Raw genomic sequence first — 24342 nt, 5'->3', positions numbered from 1 at the left:
TTTGGGCAACCACAACCATCACGGTCATCACCACCATGGCCACGGCCACACGCATGATCATGGGCATGACCACGACCATTCCCATGGTCACGGCCACGGTCACGCGCATGTCCACGCGCCCGCCAATTTCGGCAAGGCGTTCGCGATCGGCATCACGCTCAACACCGCGCTGGTCGTGGCCGAGGCCATCTACGGCTATCTCGGCAATTCCACCGCCCTGCTCGCCGATGCCGGCCATAATCTCTCCGACGTGCTCGGCCTGGTCGTGGCCTGGGGCGCCTCGGTCGCGGCGCGGCGTGCGCCGAGCGGCCGCTTCACCTATGGCTTTCGCGCCTCCACGATTCTGGCCGCGCTGGCAAATGCCGTGTTCCTGCTGGTCGCCACCGGCGCGATCGGCTGGGAGGCGATCCTGCGCCTGCGCGAACCCGAGCCCGTCGCGGGCGTCACCGTGATGGTGGTCGCCGGCATCGGCATCCTCATCAACGGCTTCACGGCGCTGCTTTTCGCGAGCGGCCGCAAGGACGACATCAACATCGAGGGCGCCTATCTGCACATGGCCGCCGATGCCGCGGTCTCGCTCGGCGTCGTGATCTCGGCGGCGTTGATCCTCTGGACCGGCTGGCTCTGGCTCGATCCCGTCACCAGCCTCGTCATCTGTGCGAGCATTTTGTGGAGCACGACCAGTCTGCTGCGCGGCTCCATCGATATGTCGATGGCGGCAGCGCCGAAGGGCACCGATCTCGCCGCCATCAAGGCGTTCCTGCTGGCACGCCCCGGGGTGTCAGCGATCCACGATCTCCACGTCTGGCCGATCTCGACCACCGAGACCGCGCTGACCTGTCATCTCGTGATGCCGTCAGGCACCGCGGATGCGTTCCTGGTGGAGACCGCGCAGATGCTGAAGGCAACGTTCCGCATCGGCCACACCACGCTCCAGGTCGAGACGCATCCGGATAATGGCTGTGCGCTGGCACCGGACGATGTGGTCTAGGCACTTTGCCTCCACATCGTCATTGCGAGGAGCGAAGCGACGAAGCAATCCAGAGTGCCTCCGCGGAGACTGTCTGGATCGCTTCGCTACGCTCGCAATGACGGCGGCGAGAGCGGCGGCCGCCTCACCCCGCCTTCGCGGTCACGATCCAAATCGCGCCCGGCAGCGCTACGCTCTGCCCCTTCACGAACGGCGCGAGCGCCTCGCGGATCGACGCCTTGGCCGCCACGACTGTCTCGGGCGGATAGCCCTGCAGCGCGCGGCTGGCGGGGCCGATCTGCAGCGAGCCGTCGACGGCGGCATCGAGACCGCCGCCGATGGCGATGTCCATCGGCAGATTGTGCGGCTCCATTGCCACATCCACGAAGCCTGCACCTTCCAGAATCCGCGTGACGCGTTCCTCGGACGCAAACGCGAACGGGCCCGGCTCCTCCGGCCCGACCGGCGGCATCTTCGGCACGTGTTTGTAGACCGCCATCAGCGGCGCCATCATCCACGGATTTTCCTTCGGCTCACGCCAGCAGACGAAAGCGAGCCGTCCCGTCGGCTTCAGGGCGCGGCGAAGATTGGTGAAGGATGCAATCGGATCGGCAAAGAACATCACGCCGAAGCGCGAGGCCAGCAGATCGAAACTCGCCGGCTCGAACGGATAGACCGTCGCATCGGCCAGCACGAAATTGAGCGGCAGGCCCTTCGGCGCAAACGCGCGGGCCTGCGACAGCATCGGCTCGGACACGTCGAGGCCGAGCGCAAGGCCATCAGGCGCAACGGCCTTTGCGAACGCAAAGGTCGTCGCCCCCGAGCCGCAGCCGACATCGAGAACGCGCTCGCCTCGCTTCGGCCGGGCGCGGTCGATCAGCACGTCCGCGATGGGCCCGAGCAGGCTCTCCTGCGCAGTATGACGATCGGCCCAGCGCTGTCCGCTCGGGCCATTCCAATAGGCGATCTGGTCGGCGTTCTGCTCGTGTCCGCTGAGCTGTTGCATAGGCGCCTCTGTCGCTCGATATCGCCCGCCTTCGCTCGCTTCGCGTCGATAAATTCGGAGGCTGGCCTGCCCAGCCGAAGCTCGCGAAGCGAGCGAAGGCTGGTGGGCGGTCACGGATTCGAACCGCGGACCCTCTCGGTGTAAACGAGATGCTCTAACCAGCTGAGCTAACCGCCCCACGGCGCTTCTTTATCCCCACCCGCCCCGTAGGGGCAAGTACGGAACGGCCCTCCCGCCTTCAATCTCCCGGCCGCCCTGGCAGCAGCGGCACCGCATCGATCCAGACGGCGGCGGACTGGCACCAGATCTGCCTGACCGGGCGCAATTTGTCGCGTTGGCGGATCGAACCCCAGCGGATGCCCCAATCGTCGGCCTCCCCGCCCTCGCCGCTGGTGAACAGCGGGGAACCGCAATCGGCACAGAAATGCTGGAAGCGCATCCGACCGTTATCGCCGCGCTTGCCGTAGATTTTGGGCGTGCCGCTGGTCAGGCGCACATCCGCCCCGGAGCAGGCAGCCGTCACGCGGAACGGCGAGCCGGTGAGCGTCTGGCAGTCGGTGCAGTGGCACACCGAGACCGCCTCGGGGTCGACCTCGGCTTCGAAAGCGATCTTGCCGCAATGGCACTGTCCGTCGACCTGCATCGCGTCCCCTTCCCAAAACAAAAACGGCGCCCGAAGGCGCCGTTCTATCATCTTTTCAAGCTGCGATCTCAGTGAGCGGTCAGGCCGCCGGCGGCTTCGTCGCCGTCGGGCTTCACGGTCACCTTGGTGTCCTCTTCCCAGACGATCGGCACGGGCTTCTTCACCAGCGCCTTGGCGATGACGTCGTCGAGACGAGAGACCGGGATGATCTCCATGCCGCCCTTGATCGCATCGGAAATCTCCGTGAGATCCTTGGCGTTGTCCTCGGGGATCAGCACCGTCTTGATGCCGCCACGGGCCGCAGCCAGCAGCTTCTCCTTCAGGCCGCCGATCGGCAGCACGCGGCCGCGCAGCGTGATCTCGCCGGTCATCGCGACATCGTGGCGGACCGGGATGCCGGTCATGACCGAGATGATCGCGGTGGCCATGGCGACGCCCGCGGACGGGCCGTCCTTCGGCGTCGCGCCCTCCGGCACGTGCACGTGGATGTCGCGCTTGTCGAACATCGGCGGCTCGATGCCGTAATTGATCGCCCGCGAGCGGACATAGGACGCCGCCGCCGAGATCGATTCCTTCATCACGTCGCGCAGATTGCCCGTGACCGTCATCTTGCCCTTGCCGGGCATCATGACGCCTTCGATGGTCAGCAGCTCGCCGCCGACATCGGTCCAGGCAAGGCCGGTGACGATGCCGACCTGCGGCTCGCTCTCGATCTCGCCGAAGCGGTACTTCGGCACGCCGAGCAACTCTTCCAGAGTCTTCTCGGTGACCTTGACCGACTTCTTCTTGGAGATCATCAGCTCCTTCACCGCCTTGCGGGCGAGTGTGGAGAGCTCACGCTCCAGATTGCGCACGCCCGCTTCGCGGGTGTAGCGGCGGATCAGAAGCAGCAGCGCGTCGTCGTCGATCGAGAACTCCTTGGAGTCCAGGCCATGCTTGGACACCGCGTTCGGGATCAGATGCTTGCGCGCGATCTCGACCTTCTCGTTCTCGGTGTAGCCGGCGATCCGGATGATCTCCATGCGGTCCATCAGCGGGCCCGGAATATTGAGCGTATTCGCGGTCGTGATGAACATGACGTTCGACAGATCGTAGTCGACCTCCAGATAGTGGTCGGCAAACGTCCCGTTCTGCTCGGGGTCCAGGACCTCGAGCAGGGCCGAGGACGGATCACCGCGGAAATCGGCGCCCATCTTGTCGATCTCGTCCAGCAGGAACAGCGGATTGGACGACTTCGCCTTCCGCATCGACTGGATGATCTTGCCAGGCATCGAGCCGATATAGGTGCGGCGGTGACCGCGGATCTCGGCCTCGTCGCGCACGCCGCCGAGCGAGACGCGCACGAACTCGCGGCCCGTGGCCTTCGCGATCGACTTGCCGAGCGAGGTCTTGCCGACGCCGGGAGGTCCGACGAGGCACAGGATCGGGCCCGTCAGCTTGTTGGCGCGCGACTGCACCGCCAGATACTCGACGATGCGTTCCTTGACCTTCTCCAGCCCGTAGTGATCGGAATCCAGGATGGCCTGCGCCTGCTCCAGATCCTTCTTCACCTTGGACTTCTTGTTCCACGGGATCGACAGCAGCCAATCCAGGTAGTTGCGCACGACGGTCGCTTCCGCGGACATCGGCGACATCTGGCGCAGCTTCTTCAATTCATGCTGCGCCTTGTCGCGCGCTTCCTTGGAGAGCTTGGTCTTGGAGATCTTCTCTTCGAGATCGGCGAGCTCGTCACGACCGTCGTCGTCGCCGAGTTCCTTCTGGATCGCCTTCATCTGCTCGTTGAGGTAATACTCGCGCTGGGTCTTCTCCATCTGGCGCTTGACGCGTGAACGGATGCGCTTCTCGACCTGCAGCACCGAGATCTCGCTCTCCATCAGGCCCAGCACCTTCTCCAGGCGCGTGGTGACGGACAGCGTCTCCAGGATGCCCTGGCGATCGGCGATCTTGACCGCGAGATGCGAAGCGACCGTGTCGGCGAGCTTGGCGAAATCGGTGATCGCCTGCACGACGCCGACGACCTCGGCCGAGATCTTCTTGTTGAGCTTCACATAGCTCTCGAAGTCGGACACGACCGAGCGCGCCAGCGCTTCCGCTTCGACCGACTTCGCATCGGTGTCGGCGAGCGCGACGGCGGTCGCTTCATAATAGTCGGCGCGATCGGTGTATTTCGACACGCGCGCGCGCTCGAGCCCCTCGACCAGCACCTTCACGGTGCCATCAGGAAGCTTCAAGAGCTGCAGCACGCTGGCAAGCGTACCGGTCTCGTAAATGGCATCGGGCGCCGGATCATCGTCGGACGCGTTCTTCTGCGTCGCGAGCATGATCAGCGCGTCGTTCTTCATCACCTCTTCGAGCGCACGGATCGACTTCTCGCGACCGACGAAGAGCGGGACGATCATGTGCGGGAAGACGACGATATCGCGCAACGGCAACACGGGGTAAGCGTGCGTTTCGCCATGGACGATGGTTGGCCGGGGTTTTGGATTAGTCATGGCCTTTTCCTTTTGCTTTGCCCCCTCGCACGCGATCCGCGTGGTGCGCAACCGCCACAAGGTGCCGAGGTGATCCACAAAACCGGCCTACCATTGAAAGGTTGGACCGGGCTTGCCGGATCGGAACTGAGGCGAATCTTGAACGGAATTCTCGCTCGCCGCCGACATTAGGTGGCTATCGACAGGGGGGGTGTCAAGTCATTGAAAAACACGCGCCATCAGGCGCTTACGCACGTGGGCAAGCGACGCAATCCGGCTGCGGAATACATCTTCCGCAGCCGCAACGATCAAGACGATAGGAAGCGTTCCAGCGCCGGGAAATCAGGCGCTGGCATTCTCGACGGCGCGATCGGTCCGATCGGCGTAGATGTAGAGCGGACGGGCCGTGCCTTCCACGACTTCGCGGGAGATCACGACTTCTTCCACACCTTCCAGGCCCGGCAGGTCGAACATGGTCTCGAGCAGGATCGCTTCGAGGATCGAACGCAGACCACGCGCGCCGGTCTTGCGCTCGATCGCCTTGCGGGCCACCGCGCCAAGCGCCTCGTCGGCGAAGGTCAGCTCGATGTTCTCCATCTCGAACAGCCGCTGGTACTGTTTCACCAGCGCGTTCTTCGGCTCGGTCAGGATCTTCTTCAGTGAGGTCTCGTCGAGATCCTCGAGCGTCGCCACGACAGGCAGACGGCCGACGAATTCGGGGATCAGGCCGTACTTCAGAAGGTCCTCAGGCTCGACGTGACGGAAGATCTCGCCGGTCCGGCGGTCTTCCGGCGCCATCACCTGGGCCGCGAACCCGATCGAGGTCGACCGGCCGCGCGCCGAGATGATCTTCTCGAGGCCAGCGAACGCACCGCCGCAGATGAACAGGATGTTGGTGGTATCCACCTGCAGGAACTCCTGCTGCGGATGCTTGCGGCCGCCCTGCGGCGGGACCGAAGCCACCGTGCCTTCCATGATCTTCAGCAGCGCCTGCTGCACGCCCTCGCCCGACACGTCGCGGGTGATCGAGGGATTGTCGGACTTGCGACTGATCTTGTCGATTTCGTCGATGTAGACAATGCCGCGCTGGGCGCGCTCGACATTGTAGTCGGCGGCCTGGAGCAGCTTCAGGATGATGTTCTCGACGTCCTCGCCGACATAGCCGGCTTCGGTCAGCGTGGTCGCATCCGCCATCGTGAACGGCACGTCCAGGATACGGGCGAGCGTCTGCGCGAGCAGCGTCTTGCCCGAACCGGTCGGACCGATCAGCAGGATGTTCGACTTCGCGAGCTCGACGTCGTTGTGCTTGGTCTGGTGGTTGAGGCGCTTGTAGTGATTGTGCACCGCGACCGACAGGACCTTCTTCGCATGGCTCTGGCCGATGACGTAATCGTCCAGGACCTTGCAGATTTCCTTCGGCGTCGGAATACCGTCACGCGACTTCACCAGCGAGGACTTGTTCTCCTCACGGATGATGTCCATGCAGAGCTCGACGCACTCGTCGCAGATGAAGACCGTGGGACCCGCGATCAGTTTGCGGACTTCGTGCTGGCTCTTGCCGCAGAACGAGCAATATAGCGTGTTCTTGGAGTCGCTCGTGCCGACCTTACTCATTCATGTCTCCGTCCGCGGTTCGATCCCGTCCGCTCGATCGTCCCATGCCGAAACGTTAACGGGCAAGGGATTCAAATAGAGCAAATTCCGTACCAAAAAAGACCCTACGCGTTACATCCCGTGCGAATCACGGTCACTCGATTCTCCGCGATCATAGCCCATCATTCGTAGCCAACCATGCTGTCACCCGACTATCAAGAATTCGCTAATCGGGGGTCGACGGCTACCCGTGACAATACCGTGATTTGCGGTCTTGGCACGGGCGAAGTGATCGAAATCACGCCGCCGTTGCTGGATTGCCACGAAAAACAAGCACGAAAGCGGAACTTTCTGCCTGCCGCAGGGCGCAAACCTGCTTTTTGCGCCCTCGCGAGGCGTCCTTAACGTGAACGCCGTGTTGCGTCATCCCCGCTCATTCCGGGGATCAACGTTGCACTCCCGGTAATGCTACGGGGTCTTCGTGGGCGCGGCCTCTTCGGCGCGCTTGTCGATGACCTTGTCGACCAGGCCGAACTCCTTGGCGTCGTTGGCGGTCAGGAACTTGTCGCGTTCCAACGCATCCTCGATCGACTTGTAGGTCTGGCCGGTGTGCTTCACGTAGATCTCGTTGAGCCGCTTCTTCAGGTTCAGGATTTCCTGAGCGTGCAGCATGATGTCGGTGGCCTGGCCCTGGAAGCCGCCGGAGGGCTGGTGCACCATGATGCGTGCGTTCGGCAGCGAGAAGCGCATGTCCTTCTCGCCGGCAGCGAGCAGCAGCGAGCCCATCGAGGCGGCCTGGCCCGTGCACAGGGTCGAGACCGGCGGGCGGATGAACTGCATGGTGTCGTAGATCGCAAGGCCCGACGTCACCACGCCGCCCGGCGAGTTGATGTACATCGAGATTTCCTTCTTCGGATTTTCCGCCTCGAGGAACAACAGCTGCGCGACGATCAGCGTCGACATGCCGTCCTCGACCGGTCCGGTCACGAAGATGATGCGCTCTTTCAGAAGGCGCGAGAAAATGTCGTAGGCGCGCTCGCCACGGTTGGTCTGCTCGACCACCATGGGCACGAGGTTCATGTAGGTTTCAACCGGATCGCGCATGAGTCACCTAGGGTTTTAGAGGCGGACATCGCCAGTCCTGGCTCCAGTATCCTGGCTGCAGTCTTGGCTGCCAGTCGGACTGGATGTGCCGGAAGGCCGATGGACGTCCCGTGATGCAGGAAGTTGGTAGAGGTAGAACGCGTAGGTACCGACAGATATAGCCCAATTCGCGCCAGACAAGTGCGGACCGAATTAAGGCTTAATCGACCGGATCCTTTGCGGCACTTGAAGCTGATTCTTGCAAAAAGGCCCAGCCGGCCATCTGGCTAGCTGGGCGCTTCCGCCGATCATCCTTAATAGAAGGCTTTCTCAAAAGAGCCGCTCAAGGCCTTCAGGCCGCAGTCTTTTCCTCGTCATCCTTGTAGAGGTCCTCGCGCGAGACCTTCTTCTCGGTCACGTTGGCGAGTTCGAGGATGAAGTCGACGACCTTGTCCTCATAGATTGGTGCACGAAGCTGGGCCAGCGCCTGAGCGTTGTTGCGGTAATAGTCCCAGACCTCCTTCTCGCGGCCCGGCATCTGGCGCGCGCGCTCGATCACGGCGCGGCCGACTTCGTCGTCGGTCACGGTGATCTTGTTCTTCTCGCCGATCTCGGACAGCACGAGGCCGAGACGCACGCGGCGATCGGCGATCTTGCGGTACTCCTCCTTGGCCTTGTCCTCGGTGGTATCCTCGTCGGCAAAGGTCTTGCCGGCGGAATCCATCTCGGCCTTGACCGAGTTCCACATCAGATTGAACTCCTCGTCGACGAGCGAGGGCGGCGCCTCGAACCGATGCGCCTCGTCGAGGCGGTCGAGCAGCGCACGCTTGACGCGCTGGCGCGTCGCACCGGCGTACTCGGCAACCAGACGCTCGCGCGCGGCTTCCTTGAGCTTGTCGAGCGATTCCAGGCCGAGCGTCTTGGCGAACTCGTCGTCGATGGCGATATCCTGCGGCGCCTCGATCAGCGTCGCGGTGGTCTCGAACTCGGCCGGCTGGCCGGCGAGCTTCTCGCTCATGTAGTTCTTGGGGAAGGAGACCTTCAGCGTGCGCGTCTCGTTCGCGCCAATGCCGATGAGCTGCTCCTCGAAACCGGGGATGAAGGTGTTCGAGCCGATCACGACTTGAATGCCTTCACCGGTGCCGCCCTCAAAGGCTTCACCGTTGATGGTGCCCTTGAAGCTGATGGTGACGCGGTCGCCGGAGGCGGCCTTCGCGCCCTCACCCTTGGCGGCGTAGCCGCGGTTGGTGTCGGCGATGCGCTTGATCGCCTCGTCGACATCCGAATCGGAAACGTCGGCAACCGGCTTCTCGACCTGGAAGGTCTTGAAATCGGCGAGCGCGATCGCGGGAACCACCTCGATCGCGACCGTGTAGGTCAGATCGGTCTTGCCGGTGAGGAGTTCCTCGACCTCGGCCTGCTCGGTCGGCATGGTGATCTTCGGCTCGGTTGCGAGCTTGAAGCCGCGCTCGGTGAAGAGCTGGGTGTTGGTGTCGCGGATGGTCTGATCGATCGTCTCGGCCATCACCGAGCGGCCATAGACCTTCTTGAGGTGCGTGACCGGCACCTTGCCGGGACGGAAGCCGTTGAGGCGCACCTTGTCCTTGAGGTCGACGAGCTTGGCGCCAGCTTTTGCGTCGAGATCAGACGCGGGAACGCTGATCTTGAACTCGTGCTTCAAACCTTCCGAGAGGGTTTCTGTGACCTGCATGGCGTCCAATCTTCTTCTCGTTCGGTCCCGGCACGCTCTCCGCGTCGGGACGCTGTCATTAATCGATCCGGCGCGAGGCAAAACACCTCGACGCCGGTGGTTCATCGAGCCCGGCTTCAGGCGGACGACCATCCGCGAGGAGCAGGCCCTCGTAATCCGTGCAAACGCGATAAGCGCTTGGTGCGGGCGGAGGGACTCGAACCCCCACAACTTTCGTCACTGGAACCTAAATCCAGCGCGTCTACCAGTTCCGCCACGCCCGCGTGAATTTGCATCTAGACCGGCCGCGATGCCGCGGGCGGCCGGGCTTATAGCATGTGCCCGACTGTTCGCAGCAAAAAAATGGCCTGATCGAGGCAGGCTTCAAGTAGGCATGATGGCTGGACTTATCCAGCGCGGCATGGTCCGGATCGGGCCATGAAACCGCGGATTTCGGATCTGTCTCGGCGCGAGGTTTTGGCCGGCCTGGGAGCATCCTTCAGCGCTTCGGCCGCCGGGATGATCGCGGGCGGCGCAAGCCCGCTTCCCACCGCGCAGGCCCTGCTTCAGGCACGACCGACCACTTTGGCTCTGAGGCCGGGGCAGCCGGCTACACCAATTTGGGAGCTGGCCGCCGCAAGCCATATCGGGAATGTGCGTTTCAAGCGCGGGGACCGCTGCGAACTGGTTTTCAGAAACGACCTGCCTGTGCCGCTCGCGCCGGTCTGGTATGGCCTTGATGGCGCAGCTTTGCCCGACCCGCTGGGAGGCCGCGCCCCCGCCGCCCCAGACTCGACAGAAACATCAATTGTTTCAATGCCAAATGCGGGAACCTTGCTGGCCAACTTTCGGCTCTTTGAGGACCGCCTGAGCCAGCCGGCGCGCGCGCTCCCGGTCATCGCGACGGAGACCAATCCGGCCAGCGTCGATCGTGACGAGGTGCTGCTGATCGAGGAATGGCGCCTGCGACCGGACGGGAGCGCGCTTCCGCCAGGCCGTCCCGCAGAAGGCACGAGCCCGCTTTATACGCTGAACGGGCAGACTTCATTCGAACTGTCAGCTTCCGCCGGCGAACGGCTTCGATTGCGCTTCATCAACGGCTCACAACGCTCTGTATTGGCAGCTAAATTGGAAAGCCACGAAGTCCGGGTAATGGCCCTGGACGGACAGCCGGCCGAGCCGTTCCCGGCCCGCAACGGCGCGCTGGTCCTGGCCCCCGGTGCGCGCGCCGACGCCTTCGTGGATGCGGCCACATCGGCCACATTCGTGCTGCACGATGGCAAGGCGGCGCGCCCGCTCGGACGCCTTGCGGTTTCCGGCAAGATCGAGCGCGCACCGCTTCGCCCGCCACAAGCCCTCCCCTCGAATGGTCTCCCCGAAAAGCTCGACCTGAAAAGCGCCCTGCGGTTCGATGTCGCGCTCGACGCGACCGAGGCCGGCTGGGCGCGGACCGCAAACTTCTCCACCGCCTCCGCCCCCGCCTTCCGCGCCAAGGCCGGCCGGACCGTCGTGCTGGCGTTGAAGAACCCTGCCCCGGTCACCACCATCTTCCACCTTCATGGCCATCATTTTCGCCTGCTCGACCGGCTCGACGACGGCTGGAAGCCGTACTGGCTCGACACCCTCGCCATCGAGCCCGGCCAGACCGAGCGCATCGCCTTCGCTGCGACCTCGCCGGGACGATGGCTGATGGAATCCGTCGTGACGGACTGGGCCGCGCCGCGGCTGGTGCGATGGTATGGGGTGGTGTGAACTACCGGCCTGCGCGCGCCCAGACGTAGCGCAAGTCGGGCTCCTTCTCCTCGTTGCGCGCTCCGTCGGTCTGCTCGGCCGGTGTAAATCCGCGCGCTTCGTAGAAGCGCCGGGCCGGCGCGTTGCGCTGGAAGGTCCAAAGCTCCAGCCGGTCGCTGGCGGCTTTGGCAATGTTGAGGAGTTCTGTGCCAACACCGCGGCCGTGCGCGGCCGGGTGGACGTAGAGCTGTTCGATCCAGCCCGCTTGGAAGGCGATGATCCCGCAGAGCTCATCGCCGTCGAAATGTCCCCACACCCGACATGTCGGGAAGATGCGCTCGGAATAGAACCAGCAGTCCTCGTCCGGCGTATGCAGCCCGGCGAGCCATGGCATGGCCTGATCGAATGCGAGCCGATGGATGTGCGCCGCAGCGCTCATGTCGGTGAGCGCGAGCAGCCGCAGCATCAGTACTCGATCCCGAGCGCGTTGTAGATCCGGCGGTGCACCGCCGGGAGCGTCTCGGTGAGATCTTCGGCAATCAGGCCGGGGCCTGCTTCGCTTGCCGCCTCGCCGTGCATCCAGACGCCGATACTGGCGGCTTCGAATGCCGGCACGCCTTGCGCCAGGAGGCCTGCGATGATGCCGGCGAGCACGTCGCCGGCGCCGGCGCTGGCCAGCCAGGGCGGCGCGTTGGCGGCGATGGTTGCGCGGCCGTCGGGAGCGGCGATCGTGGTGTCAGGGCCTTTCAAGAGCACGACGGCGCCCGAGCGTTCGGCGGCGGCGCGCACGCGCTCCAGCTTCGAACGGCCCGGATTTTTGTTGCTGAGGTCGGAGAACAGGCGCGGAAACTCGCCCTCATGCGGCGTCAACACCACCTGTGCTTCAGGCGATGATTTGATCGATTCGAACAGCCGCTCGGGTTTTGCGGCAAAGCTCGTCAGCGCGTCCGCGTCGAGCACGACATGGCGCCGCGCCGCGATCGCGGTGTGCACCATGTCGCAGGTGCGTTCGCCGATGCCGGCGCCGGGGCCGATCATGCAGGTGTTGTATCTGGCGTCGCCGAGCAGCGCGCCGAACTCGATCGCCGTGTCGACCGGCCGAACCATCACCGCGGTGAGTGCGCCCGCATTGATCGCCAGCGCATCGCGCGGAGTGGCCAGCGTCACCAGGCCCGCCCCGGCGCGCAAGCTCCCGCGGGCAGCCAGCCGTGCAGCGCCGGTCGCGGCGGCATCGCCCGAGACCGCCAGCACATGGCCGCGTGCGTATTTGTGTCCGTCGATGCGGGGCACCGGGAAAGCCGTGCCCCAGAAGTCCGGATCGTTCTCGAAAGTCCGGGGCACGATTCCGTCGAGCACCTGTGCGTCGATACCGATGTCGGCAACGCGCACGCGGCCGCAATGCATGCGGCCGGGCAGCAAGAGATGCGCGGGCTTCTTGCGGAAGAAGGTCACTGTCTCGGTTGCGTCCACCGCCGCGCCCATCACCGCCGCGCTGGTGCCGTTGATGCCGCTGGGCAGATCGACGGCGAGCACGGGCGCGCCATTGGCGTTGATCGCCTCGATCATCTCGCGCGCCTCACCGTCGACGGGGCGGCTGAGGCCCGCGCCGAACAGCGCATCGATGATCAGCGCCGGCCTTCCGATCGCCTGCGGATTGAACGGCAGCACCGGGTGCTTCCAGCCGCGCGCGGCGGAGGCCGCATCGCCCTGGAGCTGATCGCGCTCGCACATCAGGATGACCGAGACCTCGCGTCCTTGCGCGGCGAGCTCGGCGGCTGCGACAAAACCGTCGCCGCCATTGTTGCCGGGGCCGGCCACGATCAGAATTGGCCCCTCCTCCACCAGGGCGCTCGCGGCCTCCGCGACGGCTTGGCCGGCGCTCAGCATCAGCTTGAAGCCGGGCGTCCCGGCCGTGATGCTGAGTTGATCAGCTCGCTGCATCTCGGCGGTGGTTAGAACTTCCATGCCACTTCTCTGGTCCAAACGCCTTTTCAACAGGCACGTTTCGTACCGATCCGACTAACTGAACACCCACTTGCACAGATATTGAACCGTTTGCCTATTTCGTAGTCTGAGGTATTTTAAGCCGGCCGGCCCCACCTATCAGGAACGCTCGTTAAAAGGCTGATAACGCTCCAATATCCAGGGCATTTGCAACTTGGCATAGACCCTGCTTTCGAGGAAGCCGCTTCGGTTCGTCGTGCTCACTGACATCATCTGGGTGTGGCCGGCCGTCGTTGCCGGGCTGGTCAGGTCCCGGCATAGCGAAGACAAGATCGTGCGTGAAGAAAGCGCATCCTGACGTAGACGTTGCTATTTGATCGAAAGGCCGGGAGGCGCGCAGTGAAAAAGATCGAAGCCATCATCAAGCCGTTCAAGCTCGACGAGGTGAAGGAAGCGCTTCAGGAAGTCGGCCTTCAGGGCATCACCGTGACCGAGGCCAAGGGCTTTGGCCGCCAGAAGGGCCATGCCGAGCTTTACCGCGGCGCAGAATACATCGTCGACTTCCTGCCCAAGGTGAAGATCGAGATCGTGATCGGCGATGACCTCGTCGAGCGTGCGATCGACGCAATCCGCCGCGCCGCGCAAACCGGGCGCATCGGCGACGGCAAGATCTTCGTCTCCAACATCGAAGAGGCGATCCGCATCCGAACCGGCGAATCCGGGCTGGACGCTATCTGAGCCGGGTGCTATCCCGAATCTTGCGACACTCTGAAAGAAAAAAGGCTGCTTCGGCGGCCTGATTTCGTTTGTGCGGTTGCGCCAACTCGCCGAAAGCGAGAACGAATCTGCTCATCTGGAAACCGACCCGCAGAGCCATAAGGGGTATGCATGAAGACCGCCAAAGACGTCCTGAAATCGATCAAGGACAACGACGTCAAGTACGTCGACCTGCGCTTCACCGATCCGCGCGGCAAGTGGCAGCACGTCACGTTCGACGTCAGCATGATCGATGAGGACATTTTCGCCGAAGGAACGATGTTCGACGGCTCCTCGATCGCCGGCTGGAAGGCGATCAACGAGTCCGACATGTGCCTGATGCCCGATCCGGTGACCGCGACGATCGATCCCTTCTTCGCCGAAACCACCATGGTCATCACCTGCGACGTGCTCGAGCCGACCACCGGCGAGCCCTACAACCGCGACCCCCGCGGCATCGCCAAGAAGGCGGAAGCCATGGTGAAGTCGATGGGCGTCGGCGACAGCGTGTTCGTCGGCCCCGAAGCCGAGTTCTTCGTGTTCGACGACGTGCGCTATTCGTCCGATCCCTACAAGACCGGCTTCCGCCTCGATTCCTCGGAGTTGCCGATCAATTCCGACACCGAATATGAAGGCGGCAATCTCGGCCACCGTGTCCGCACCAAGGGCGGCTACTTCCCCGTTCCGCCGCAGGACTCCGTGCAGGACATGCGCTCCGAAATGCTCGGGGCCATGGCCAAGATGGGCGTGAAGGTCGAGAAGCATCACCACGAGGTCGCTTCCGCCCAGCACGAGCTCGGCATGAAGTTCGACACGCTGACGCTGATGGCCGACCACATGCAGATCTACAAGTACTGCATCCACCAGGTCGCGCACATCTACGGCAAGACCGCCACCTTCATGCCGAAGCCTGTTTATGGCGACAACGGCTCGGGCATGCACGTGCACCAGTCGATCTGGAAGGACGGCAAGCCGGTGTTCGCCGGCAACAAATATGCCGACCTGTCGGAGACCTGCCTCCATTACATCGGCGGCATCATCAAGCACGCCAAGGCGATCAACGCCTTCACCAACCCGTCGACCAATTCCTACAAGCGTCTGGTCCCGGGCTATGAGGCCCCCGTGCTGCTCGCCTACTCCGCGCGCAACCGTTCGGCCTCCTGCCGCATCCCCTACACCGCTTCGCCGAAGGCCAAGCGTGTCGAGGTGCGCTTCCCCGATCCGATGGCCAATCCCTATCTCGGCTTCGCCGCGATGCTGATGGCCGGCCTCGACGGCATCAAGAACAAGATCGATCCGGGTCCGGCGATGGACAAGGATCTCTATGATCTGCCGAAGGAGGAGTTGAAGCAGATCCCGACCGTCTGCGGTTCGCTCCGCGAAGCGCTGGAGAACCTCGACAAAGACCGCGGCTTCCTCAAGAACGGCGGCGTGTTCGACGACGACTTCATCGACGCTTACATCGAGCTGAAGATGACAGAAGTCGCCCGCTTCGAGATGACCCCGCACCCGGTCGAGTTCGAGATGTACTATTCGGGCTAAGCGGCTCGAACGGAACACGACAAGCAAAAGGCGCTCCGCGAGGAGCGCCTTTTCGCTTGGGCGAATGCGCTTACGATTTCGCGACCCGCACCCCATCCGCCCCGATCGCGCCGAACATGCCCGCGATGATCTCAGCCGTCGGCTGCATGCCGCCGAGCGACCAGTGCGCGGGCTCCTGCTCCTCGATCCGGACCCAGACGTTGCGGCGGAACTCCGGATTGCCCTGCCCTTCGACCTCGACCATCAAGTCGGTGATACGTTCGAGCAGAGCCTTCTTCTGCGCAGCGTCGAGGATGCCGCGGACGGTGGAAATGGTGACGTAAGGCATGTCTTTCTCCAATCATGTCGCATGACGACGGCCAAGGATTGCATCCTGATGCCGAAGACGGCAGCGGCCGATAAGACAGAGATCGGGCAATTTCCGCCATGCGCTTGCCGCGTCGATCGGATACCGTCGCATACCCGGAGGTCCCATGAAGCTCGCAATTCTCGCGCTGGAAGGCTGCATGCATTCGGCGATCGCGGGGATCGCCGACATTTTCGCGCTCGCCAATCACGTGATGCAGCAAAGTGGCGCAAAACCGCGCTTCACCTGTCAGACCCTCTCGCTCGACGGAAGGAACGTACGCGCCGGCGGCGGCCAGATCGTCACGGTCGACGGCGCGACGAGCAAAGCCGGCCGCTTTGACGCGATCGTTGTTCCCGGCAATCTCGTCGATCACGCCACGGCAAAGCGCCTGCAACCGCAATATGACCGCGCCGGCGCCTGGCTCCGGCAGCAGCATGCGAACGGGCGGCTGATCGGCGCGTTCTGCAGCGGCGTCTTCCTGCTTGCCGGAGCCGGCCTGCTCGACAACCGCCGCGCCACCATCACCTGGTGGCTGCAAGGCGAGCTGCGAGAGCGTCATCCCACCATCGACCTTGCTGCCGACGCCGTCGTCACGGTAGCGGACCGCATCGTCTGCGCGGCCGGCCCGATGTCGTGGGTCGATCTTCTGCTCCGGCTGATCGAAACGGTCGAGAGCAAGGAAACCGCCAGGCTGAGCGCGGATTATGTCGTCATCGACACCGCGCAGCGCACCCAATCGATCTTCATGCCCGTCGGCTATTTGCTCTCGGAAGACCCGCTGCTGACCAAGGCCGATCTGCTGGTCCGTCGTACCGGCAAAAGCCCGATGACTGTCAAGCGCCTCGCCAAGGCGCTCGGCCTCAGCGAGCGCACGCTCAACCGAAGATTCCGGGAGCTCACCAACGAGCCGCCGCAGGCCTTCATCATGCGCCGCCGTGTCGAGCGCGCACGAACGCTGCTGGAGACGACGGCCCAGCCGATCAAGACCATCGCGCGTGCGGCGGGCTATGAGGACGAAAGCAGCTTTCGCAAGGCGTTCCGCAAGCTGACCTTGATGTCGCCGCAGGCATATCGCGCGCGACGGATGGAGCGAGCGGCGTGAGGTTGCGCCCCGAAGCCATCAACTTTCGTTCTGCATCTGACTCCACTTCGTTCTTAAAGAACGAATCGGAATCATGAAAATCAGCGCGCAGCAATTCTTGCTGATTGGTTTACTCCGCCGGAGATGTTGTGCGCGCAATTGTCGCTTGCTCACTTCTCCGGAAAATTCACTCCGATCTCCGCCACTCCCGGCGCCCACTTCACCAATGTGGCGTTATCCGAGGCGACTTTCACGCCGTCGCCGAGCAGAGATTTCGGTGCGGCGGCGTTCTTGCCAAAGCGTATCGTCAAGGTGCAGCCGCCGGGCATCGGATGGCTGAGCGCGCCGCCCTTCCAGTCGGTGACGAAGCCGCCATAGTCCCACTCGAAGCCGGCGACCAGAAACGGCTTGCCGTTCGCCTTCTGCACGTCGGCGAGGCTCGATCCAATCGTGATGCCGTTGACGCTCCAGCGGCTGCTCTTTGCGGTGTCGCGAAGAGTGAAACCGGCGGCGCGTCTCGCCTTGTCGTCGGTGAAGGCGATCTCGATGCGGCGATCCATCGCCTTCGGAAACAGCACCAGGCCCTTGTACGTCTCGCCTTCGGCGCCCGGCAGGTCCTGGTCCACGGCTTCCTGGCCGTAACGCTGCTTCAGGCGCGTCTCCGTATCATCCCGTGCAATTGGCGAAGCACAGGTGATCGGTCCTTCTTGCGGCGGAGCAGTCTGGGCAAAGGCGGGCGAGACGATCGCGATGAGAGCCGAGACGGCGACGTTGCGTAGCATCGGGCATGAATTCCGAACCGGAAGATCCGGCCCGGAGCGTAACGCGCGAGGTTGGCTCGGCACAACTCCCGACCAATGAGGTCAGAGCGACGCCGCCCGGCCTACGCCGCCGCCCTCTGCTTCGCCACCATCGCCTCGCCAAAAGCCTCGAACAGCTTGCGATTGATCGGATTGCGTTGTGGGTCGTATTCGGCGTGCCATTGGACACCGAGCGCGAAGGTCGGGGCTTCCGCGATCCGGATCGCCTCGATGGTGCCGTCCTCGGCGACGCCCTCGATCAGCACGCGCTTGCCGGGATCGAGGATTCCCTGCCCGTGCAGCGAATTGACCCGGATCTTCTCGCAGCCGAGCAGCCTGGCAAAGGCGCCACCGGGCGTGAGTGCGACGTCGTGACGGTCGGCGAACACGACGGTCGGATCGGGGTGGATCTCGCCATTCTCGAGCCGGGGCATGCGATGGTTCATGCGGCCGGGAATTTCGCGGATCTCGGGATGCAGCGAGCCGCCGAAGGCGACGTTCATCTCCTGCAGGCCCCGACAGATACCGAACAGCGGAATGCCGCGCGAGACGCAGGCGACCGAGAGCGCCAGCGCAACCTCGTCGCGGTGGATGTCGTAAGGCTCGTGCTTCTCGCAGGGATCGACGTTGAACCGGGTCGGGTGGACGTTGGCACGGGCTCCGGTCAGCACGATGCCGTCGACGGTATCGAGCAGCGCCGCGATATCGGTGATGTCAGGGGAGCCCGCAAACATCAGCGGCAAGCCGCCGGAAACCTCCGCCACGGCGCGCAAATTGCGCTCGCCGACCATCTGGACCTGAAATCGATTTTCGACGCGATGGGAATTCCCGATCACGCCGACGACCGGCTTTCTCATCTCCCGTTCCGACCTCCGCGCCGAAAAAGATTCTCTCAACATGCCCCCCGGATGGAACAAATTCAACAGAAGGGATCGCGGGACGGCAATGCTATTTTTGCGCAAATCCACCGCTCGGAGCTCCCCGCCCATCCAAGGGGGCGGCAGCAAGGCGCCAGCACGCTTCAATCCGGCAAGCGGAGCCGGCTTGATCCCCGGCCGGATTTCACGAAAGAGTACTGCTGCCCGCTCCGAAGAAAAGGACACGATGTGACCGTCCCCAGCGATGAACGGCCCAAAACTCGCGCCGATCTGGTTCCGGGCATCGCCCGGGACAGGGCTTCTGACAGGGCTTCTGACATGGCTTGGGCCATCGCCGTCGGCGGCGTCGCCGTCGTGCTGTTCACCACGGCGCTGGTCTTCACCTGGTATTTTGCCGCCACCCTGCTCCTGATCTTCACCGGCATGCTGCTCGGCGTCGGCCTCAACGCCCTGACCAATGCGCTCGGCCGCCGCGTGCACCTGCCGCATGCGGTGCGGCTTGCGATTGTCTGCAGCGTGCTTGCGGTTCTGCTTGCCGGCGTCGCCTTTCTCGGCGGCGCGACGATTGCCGATCAGGCCTCAGTCCTCAGCAACACCATCAAGTCGCAGATCTCGCATCTCAGGTCTTTCCTCGAAAACCACGGCATCGACACCAGCTTCTTCGACATTGGCAATACCACCTCCGCCGCTTCATCTTCGGGCGATACGGCGCAGCCGCCGGCGCCGAGCCCGAATGCGCGCGGCCAATTGCCGGGCGCGGGAGCGCTTGCCTCCAGCGGCGGAGCGATCGTCAGCCAGACTTTCAAGCTGCTGTTCGGCGCGATCAGCGCCGTCGGCAACATCTTCATCGTGCTGTTCCTGGGGCTCGCCTTCGCCACGCAGCCCGGCGTCTATCACGATGGCCTGCTGTTCCTCGCACCGGCCAGGCATCGCCTCCGTGCGACCCTCATCGTCGACCGCATCGGCGAGACGCTGGAGCGCTGGCTGATCGCACAGATCATCGTCATGCTCGCCGTCGGCATCGTGACCTGGATCGGGCTTGCGATCATCGGCATCCCCGGCTCGTTCATCCTGGGCATCCAGGCCGGCCTGCTGGCCTTCATCCCGACCGTCGGCGCCATCATCGCCGGCGTCGTCGTGGTGCTGGCGAGCCTCGCCTCGGGCTGGATTCCGGCGCTGTCAGCGCTGATCCTGTTCCTCGGCGTGCATGCGATGGAGAGCTACGTGCTGACGCCGCTGCTGCAGCGCCAGGCGCTGAACATCCCACCGGCCACGCTGTTCGCGTTCCAGATTCTGCTCGGCGTCGTCTTCGGCGTCTGGGGCCTGGCGCTGGCGCTCCCGCTCGTCGCCATCGCCAAGGTCATGATCGACCATTTCAAGACGTATGAGGCGCCGCCTCTGGCCGAGGCGGCCTGACCCCGCTTACGTCGTCAGCACGGTTTCGGTGTGCTCGACCTCCGGAGGCGAGGCGAAGAACTGGCCGACGAGGCCGCGCCATTCGGTGAAATTCTCGGAGCCGCGGAAATCGACGGTATGGTTCTCCAGCGCGGCCCATTTCACCATCAGCCGGTAGCGCTGCGGCTTCTCGATCGACTTGTGCAGCTCAAAACCGTGGAAGCCCTTGGAGCGGCCGAAGGCGGCCTTGGCCTTGGCGACGGCGGCCTCAAAGTCCTTCTCGCTGCCCGGCTTGACGTCGATTTGCGCGATCTCGGTGATCATCGGTTTCCACCCTTTTGTTGGTGGCCGTGTCTAGCGCAGACGGGACCAAAGAAAAAGGCGCCGAAACGGCGCCCTGCCCGGCCGAAAATGCGGCACTCTCAGGCGAACAGTATTCGTCTGCCGTCGAGAACAGACAGGCGAAGCCGCCGCGCGCCGAGCTTGCGGCGGCTTCAAGCGCCCGTTTGCCTCATGCCGTGGCCGGACGCGTCTGCGGCACGCCGGTCCGCGCCGCGCTCTGGCGGCGCCAGTTCTCCAGCGACAGCGGCAGCTCTTCCGCCGACTCGACGCGATTGCGGCCGCCGCGCTTGGCCTGGTAGAGCGCGGTGTCGGCCGAGGCCAGCAGCACCTCGAGCTCGGTGCCGGCCGGACCGCCGGCGACGCCGATGCTGACGGTGGTGTCGACCGGACCCTCGTCGACGACGACACCCGACGTCTCGAACGCCTCGCGCACGCGCTCGGCGACCAGCACGCCCTCCTCGAGCGAGCACGGCAGCAGCGCCGCAAATTCCTCGCCGCCGATGCGGCCGGAAAGATCGGAGATGCGCAGATTGCTGACGACGACGGTCGAAAACAATTTCAACATCTCGTCGCCGGCAGGATGACCGAAGCGGTCGTTGATCGACTTGAAATGGTCGATGTCGAAGATCATCACGGTCACGGGACGCCCGGCCTTCGCCTCCCGCTCGATCACCCGGCTGCAGGCTTCCGAAAAGCCGCGGCGATTGAGCATGCCCGTCAGGGGGTCGGTGGATGCTGCGGTCCGGTGCGCGGTCACCGTGCGCTCGGACACCAGCATGAAGATCACGAACACGGTGCCGACGGCATAGAGCACGAGCTCGACCGCGAAGGCGGTGACCCAGATGCTGCTGGAGAAGCCCGCATCGTTCGGACGCAGGAAGCTGCCGATCAGGATCGGCAGCATCAGAACGCAGCCGTGCATGACAGGCACCGCGAACGCGGGCCAGCGACGCTGCAGGCTCTTGCGCCGCTCGACCCAGAGCTCGCCCGCAGTCAGCGCCGCATAGATCGAGACGATGCCGGCGCCGACGAGCATGCGCAGCATGGACGAAGCGGGATCGAGCAGCGAGGCGGCCGCGACCCAGGCGAGCGCGCCGACGAGCAGGCCCGGCCAGTTCGGCTTGCGGCCGTGGAAGACGCGCGCCGCATTCCACACCATGCCGCAGGCGACGAAGCCGACTGCGTTCAGCGCCAGATAGAGATGTGGCCCGAGCTTGTCGCCGGCCGCAGTCCACAACGCCACGGAGGCCGCACCGAGCAGATAGGCGGTGCCCCACCATTTCAGCGCAGGGCTGTTCTCCTGCTTGCCGAAAAACACCATCATGGCGCCGAGCAGCGCGGCGACCATGGTGGCAACCAAATAGAGCGTGATGCTATCGAGCGACATCATGTCGGCCCCCTTCAAGACATAGCAGTTACGCGATCGGCCCAGCCGACTTGCGCGCCCTTCCAAAGGCGACGCTATGTGCTGCGAGTTCCAATCGGGTTTTCGCGGGAGGCCAAGTTTTCGGGAAACACGCGCTCAATTTGCGTACAAACGATCAACAAAAAAGGCGCTGAAATCAGCGCCTTTTTGCATTTCATTGAAGCCGCTTTCGCGGCGAATGTGACCGAAGCGATTAACGCTTCGAGAACTGGAAGGACCGGCGGGCCTTGGCCTTGCCGTACTTCTTACGCTCGACCACGCGCGAGTCGCGGGTGAGGAAGCCGCCCTTCTTGAGCACGCTGCGCAGCTCCGGCTCGAAATAGGTGAGAGCCTTGGAGATGCCATGACGCACGGCACCGGCCTGACCGGACAGACCGCCGCCGGCGACGGTGCAGATCACGTCATACTGGCCCGAGCGCTGGGCCACCGAGAACGGCTGCTCGATCATCATGCGCAGCACGGGCCGGGCGAAATAGACCTCGACCTCGCGCGAATTGACGGTGACCTTGCCGGCGCCCGGCTTGATCCAGACACGGGCGACCGCGTCCTTGCGCTTGCCGGTGGCGTAGGCGCGGTTGAACTTGTCGACCTTCTTCTCGTGCTTGGGCGCATCGGGCGCCACGGCTGTGGTCTTGAGCTGCGAGAGCTGGTCGAGCGACTGAATGGATTCGGCCATGATTATGCGGCCCTCGTGTTCTTGCGGTTCAACTTGGCGATATCGAGCTTCTCGGGGGTCTGCGCCTCGTGCGGATGATCGGCGCCGCCATAGACGCGGAGGTTGCCCATCTGCACGCGACCGAGCGGACCACGCGGGATCATGCGCTCGACGGCCTTCTCGAGCACGCGCTCGGGATGACGGCCTTCGAGGATCTGGCGCGCGGTGCGCTCCTTGACGTGGCCGACATAACCGGTGTGCTTGAAGTAGGTCTTCTGCTCGCGCTTGCGTCCGGTGAGGACTGCGTGCTGCGCGTTGATGATGATGACATTGTCGCCGCAATCAACGTGCGGGGTGTAGGTCGGGAGGTGCTTGCCGCGCAGACGCATGGCGACGATGGTGGCGAGACGGCCGACGACCAGACCCTTGGCGTCGATCAGCACCCACTTCTTCGTCACCTCGGCCGGCTTTGCCGAAAAGGTTTTCATCTCTGAATTTCCGTGAAGGGAGACATCGGCGCGAACACCGCACCGGACTGCGCGGGTTTCTAGAGAACAGGCGCGCAATGGTCAATGCCCAACAGATGAATTTACACCAGTAAAATCAATATCTTAAAAATATGGTGTGATATTACCTGCAAAAAGCTCAAACATTTGGAATGGAATAGGTCGATGTGACATGGGCAATCGGGTCGGGCGAGGTCCCCGACAGCAGATTGACCTCCCCGACCGCCAGGCGCTTGCCGAGCTTGAGCAGCCGGGCCTCCGCCAGCACGTCCTGTCCCGGCTGGCCCTTGCGGAGGAAATTGATGTTGAGATTGGTCGTGACCGCAAGCCCGATCGGACCGATCGCCGACAGCAGCACCACGTACATGGCGAAATCAGCCAGCGCCATCAGCGTCGGGCCGGACACGGTTCCGCCCGGCCGCAGCATCCGCTCGCTGTAGCGCTGACGCAGGAGGCAGGTCTGGCCATCCGCGCTCTCGATGGTGATGTCGTCACCGCTGAAAGCCTGGGGAAATTCGTCGCGGAGAAACTGCTCGAGCTCCGCCACGCTCATTTTCGCTGCCGCCATGCCGTTCCCCACCCTCGCTTCGCGTCGCTTGCTACATTAGGTTATCTGCATCATCTCACTGTAATAATCCAACCGGAAACGCCGCAATGTCCACCCAGGCCGCCCGCGCCCCCTCCCCGCCTCAGTCAATTCTGCTGCGCGAAACAGTGGGCTCCATCGCGGTGCTGACCCTCAACCGGCCGGCCGCCCGCAACAGCCTGTCGACGGCGATGATCGCGAGCCTGCATGCCGCGCTCGATGAGATCGGCAGCGACAAGACCGTCCGCGGCGTGGTGTTGGCGGCCAACGGTCCCGCCTTCTCGGCCGGCCACGACATGAAGGAGCTGACCGCGCGCCGAGCTGACCCCGATTGCGGCCGCGCCTTCTTCGCCGAGACCATGAACGCCTGCAGCGCCATGATGCAGGCGATCGTGCATCTGCCCAAGCCGGTGGTCGCCTCCGTCCAGGGCATCGCGACCGCGGCCGGCTGCCAGCTCGTGGCAAGCTGCGACCTTGCGATCGCGTCGGACGCGGCGAGCTTCGCCACGCCCGGCGTCGACATCGGCCTGTTCTGCTCGACGCCGATGGTGGCATTGTCGAGGAACGTGCCGCGCAAGCAGGCGATGGAAATGCTGCTGACGGGTGAGCCGGTCCCGGCCGCACGCGCGCGAGAGATCGGCCTCGTCAATCGCGTGGTCGCCGCCGGCACCGAGCGCGACGCCGCGATTGCGCTCGCCGAGCAGGTCGCGCTGAAATCCGCCTACACCGTCAAGCTCGGCAAGGAAGCATTCTATCGCCAGGCCGAGATGAGCCTTGCCGATGCCTATCGCTATGCGGCAGAGGTGATGACCGAGAACATGATGGCGCGCGATGCCGAAGAAGGCATTGGCGCGTTCATCGAGAAGCGTGCGCCGACCTGGCGGGATGAGTGACA

23 protein-coding genes and 2 tRNA genes are annotated in these 24342 nt (G+C 63.9%); 7 read left to right on the top strand and 18 right to left on the bottom strand.

Annotated elements, in window-relative coordinates:
- The first annotated feature begins 1 nt into the window (after position 1).
- The gene (locus G8O24_RS13045; protein WP_188099791.1) at positions 2 to 991 is read left to right on the top strand and encodes a cation diffusion facilitator family transporter; all 990 of its coding nucleotides are present in this window, start codon (positions 2 to 4) and stop codon (positions 989 to 991) included.
- Positions 992 to 1115: 124 nt separating this feature from the next.
- Here the strand turns inward: G8O24_RS13045 and G8O24_RS13040 are convergent, their stop codons facing one another.
- The 8 genes from G8O24_RS13040 to G8O24_RS13005 all read right to left on the bottom strand — a co-directional run bounded on the left by G8O24_RS13040 (position 1116) and on the right by G8O24_RS13005 (position 9740).
- Positions 1116 to 1976 (bottom strand): class I SAM-dependent methyltransferase, encoded by an 861-nt coding sequence (locus tag G8O24_RS13040; RefSeq protein ID WP_188099790.1) that lies wholly within the window; start codon positions 1974 to 1976, stop codon positions 1116 to 1118.
- 100 nt (positions 1977 to 2076) lie between these two features.
- Positions 2077 to 2153: transfer RNA gene (locus G8O24_RS13035), tRNA-Val, on the bottom strand.
- A 61-nt stretch (positions 2154 to 2214) separates the two neighbouring features.
- The gene (locus G8O24_RS13030) at positions 2215 to 2619 is read right to left on the bottom strand and encodes a GFA family protein (RefSeq protein ID WP_188099789.1); all 405 of its coding nucleotides are present in this window, start codon (positions 2617 to 2619) and stop codon (positions 2215 to 2217) included.
- A 68-nt stretch (positions 2620 to 2687) separates the two neighbouring features.
- Positions 2688 to 5111, bottom strand: a complete 2424-nt coding sequence (gene lon / locus G8O24_RS13025; protein WP_188099788.1) for an endopeptidase La — start codon at positions 5109 to 5111, stop codon at positions 2688 to 2690.
- Between the two features lie 321 nt (positions 5112 to 5432).
- Positions 5433 to 6704 (bottom strand): ATP-dependent Clp protease ATP-binding subunit ClpX, encoded by a 1272-nt coding sequence (clpX, locus tag G8O24_RS13020; RefSeq protein ID WP_018642420.1) that lies wholly within the window; start codon positions 6702 to 6704, stop codon positions 5433 to 5435.
- A 447-nt stretch (positions 6705 to 7151) separates the two neighbouring features.
- Positions 7152 to 7787: an ATP-dependent Clp protease proteolytic subunit gene (locus tag G8O24_RS13015; RefSeq protein ID WP_188099787.1), complete on the bottom strand. Its 636-nt coding sequence runs from the start codon at positions 7785 to 7787 to the stop codon at positions 7152 to 7154.
- Positions 7788 to 8118: 331 nt separating this feature from the next.
- Positions 8119 to 9477, bottom strand: coding sequence for a trigger factor (gene tig, locus G8O24_RS13010; RefSeq protein ID WP_188099786.1), 1359 nt, complete (start codon positions 9475 to 9477; stop codon positions 8119 to 8121).
- A gap of 178 nt (positions 9478 to 9655) precedes the next feature.
- Positions 9656 to 9740: transfer RNA gene (locus tag G8O24_RS13005), tRNA-Leu, on the bottom strand.
- A 154-nt stretch (positions 9741 to 9894) separates the two neighbouring features.
- On the opposite strand from G8O24_RS13005, the gene G8O24_RS13000 reads away from it, so the two are divergent.
- Positions 9895 to 11208, top strand: a complete 1314-nt coding sequence (locus G8O24_RS13000) for a multicopper oxidase family protein (protein ID WP_188099785.1) — start codon at positions 9895 to 9897, stop codon at positions 11206 to 11208.
- A 1-nt stretch (position 11209) separates the two neighbouring features.
- Here the strand turns inward: G8O24_RS13000 and G8O24_RS12995 are convergent, their stop codons facing one another.
- Positions 11210 to 11653 carry a GNAT family N-acetyltransferase gene (locus G8O24_RS12995; protein WP_188099784.1) on the bottom strand — a complete coding sequence of 148 codons (444 nt, stop codon included), beginning with the start codon at positions 11651 to 11653 and terminating at the stop codon, positions 11210 to 11212.
- Entirely contained in the window at positions 11653 to 13152 is a 1500-nt protein-coding gene (locus G8O24_RS12990) for an NAD(P)H-hydrate dehydratase (RefSeq protein WP_188099782.1), read from the bottom strand. The genes G8O24_RS12995 and G8O24_RS12990 overlap by 1 nt, the downstream gene beginning before the upstream one ends.
- 378 nt (positions 13153 to 13530) lie before the next feature.
- Between G8O24_RS12990 and G8O24_RS12985 the strand changes: the two genes are divergently transcribed.
- Both G8O24_RS12985 and glnA read left to right on the top strand, forming a co-directional pair.
- Positions 13531 to 13869, top strand: a complete 339-nt coding sequence (locus tag G8O24_RS12985) for a P-II family nitrogen regulator (protein WP_007603495.1) — start codon at positions 13531 to 13533, stop codon at positions 13867 to 13869.
- A 150-nt stretch (positions 13870 to 14019) separates the two neighbouring features.
- Positions 14020 to 15429 (top strand): type I glutamate--ammonia ligase, encoded by a 1410-nt coding sequence (glnA, locus tag G8O24_RS12980; RefSeq protein ID WP_188099780.1) that lies wholly within the window; start codon positions 14020 to 14022, stop codon positions 15427 to 15429.
- Positions 15430 to 15499: 70 nt separating this feature from the next.
- Here glnA and G8O24_RS12975 read toward each other — a convergent pair whose 3' ends face one another.
- Positions 15500 to 15757 (bottom strand): tautomerase family protein, encoded by a 258-nt coding sequence (locus G8O24_RS12975; RefSeq protein WP_188099779.1) that lies wholly within the window; start codon positions 15755 to 15757, stop codon positions 15500 to 15502.
- A gap of 145 nt (positions 15758 to 15902) precedes the next feature.
- Here G8O24_RS12975 and G8O24_RS12970 point away from each other — a divergent pair, with 145 nt between their 5' ends.
- The gene (locus G8O24_RS12970) at positions 15903 to 16880 is read left to right on the top strand and encodes a GlxA family transcriptional regulator (RefSeq protein WP_188099777.1); all 978 of its coding nucleotides are present in this window, start codon (positions 15903 to 15905) and stop codon (positions 16878 to 16880) included.
- Between the two features lie 149 nt (positions 16881 to 17029).
- Here the strand turns inward: G8O24_RS12970 and G8O24_RS12965 are convergent, their stop codons facing one another.
- Together G8O24_RS12965 and G8O24_RS12960 are read right to left on the bottom strand one after the other, a co-directional pair.
- Positions 17030 to 17641 (bottom strand): hypothetical protein, encoded by a 612-nt coding sequence (locus tag G8O24_RS12965; RefSeq protein WP_188099775.1) that lies wholly within the window; start codon positions 17639 to 17641, stop codon positions 17030 to 17032.
- 101 nt (positions 17642 to 17742) lie between these two features.
- Positions 17743 to 18516 (bottom strand): gamma-glutamyl-gamma-aminobutyrate hydrolase family protein, encoded by a 774-nt coding sequence (locus tag G8O24_RS12960; RefSeq protein ID WP_188099774.1) that lies wholly within the window; start codon positions 18514 to 18516, stop codon positions 17743 to 17745.
- 249 nt (positions 18517 to 18765) lie between these two features.
- On the opposite strand from G8O24_RS12960, the gene G8O24_RS12955 reads away from it, so the two are divergent.
- Positions 18766 to 19953: an AI-2E family transporter gene (locus tag G8O24_RS12955; protein ID WP_188099772.1), complete on the top strand. Its 1188-nt coding sequence runs from the start codon at positions 18766 to 18768 to the stop codon at positions 19951 to 19953.
- A gap of 6 nt (positions 19954 to 19959) precedes the next feature.
- Here the strand turns inward: G8O24_RS12955 and G8O24_RS12950 are convergent, their stop codons facing one another.
- The 5 genes from G8O24_RS12950 to G8O24_RS12930 all read right to left on the bottom strand — a co-directional run bounded on the left by G8O24_RS12950 (position 19960) and on the right by G8O24_RS12930 (position 23429).
- Positions 19960 to 20256, bottom strand: a complete 297-nt coding sequence (locus G8O24_RS12950; protein WP_188099771.1) for an antibiotic biosynthesis monooxygenase family protein — start codon at positions 20254 to 20256, stop codon at positions 19960 to 19962.
- Positions 20257 to 20443: 187 nt separating this feature from the next.
- The gene (locus G8O24_RS12945; protein ID WP_188099769.1) at positions 20444 to 21664 is read right to left on the bottom strand and encodes a GGDEF domain-containing protein; all 1221 of its coding nucleotides are present in this window, start codon (positions 21662 to 21664) and stop codon (positions 20444 to 20446) included.
- Positions 21665 to 21893: 229 nt separating this feature from the next.
- Positions 21894 to 22376, bottom strand: coding sequence for a 30S ribosomal protein S9 (rpsI, locus tag G8O24_RS12940; RefSeq protein WP_188099767.1), 483 nt, complete (start codon positions 22374 to 22376; stop codon positions 21894 to 21896).
- A 2-nt stretch (positions 22377 to 22378) separates the two neighbouring features.
- Positions 22379 to 22843, bottom strand: a complete 465-nt coding sequence (gene rplM, locus G8O24_RS12935) for a 50S ribosomal protein L13 (RefSeq protein ID WP_188099765.1) — start codon at positions 22841 to 22843, stop codon at positions 22379 to 22381.
- A gap of 157 nt (positions 22844 to 23000) precedes the next feature.
- Entirely contained in the window at positions 23001 to 23429 is a 429-nt protein-coding gene (locus G8O24_RS12930) for a PaaI family thioesterase (protein WP_188099763.1), read from the bottom strand.
- An 86-nt stretch (positions 23430 to 23515) separates the two neighbouring features.
- On the opposite strand from G8O24_RS12930, the gene G8O24_RS12925 reads away from it, so the two are divergent.
- Positions 23516 to 24340 (top strand): enoyl-CoA hydratase, encoded by an 825-nt coding sequence (locus G8O24_RS12925; protein ID WP_188099761.1) that lies wholly within the window; start codon positions 23516 to 23518, stop codon positions 24338 to 24340.
- The last annotated feature ends 2 nt before the right edge of the window (positions 24341 to 24342 follow it).

The sequence above is a fragment of the Bradyrhizobium campsiandrae genome (assembly GCF_014529705.1).
In the GTDB taxonomy this organism is placed as follows: Bacteria; Pseudomonadota; Alphaproteobacteria; order Rhizobiales; family Xanthobacteraceae; genus Bradyrhizobium; species Bradyrhizobium campsiandrae.
The sequence above is the reverse complement of the archived record's forward strand: the minus strand, read 5'-3'. Positions and strand labels throughout refer to the sequence as shown.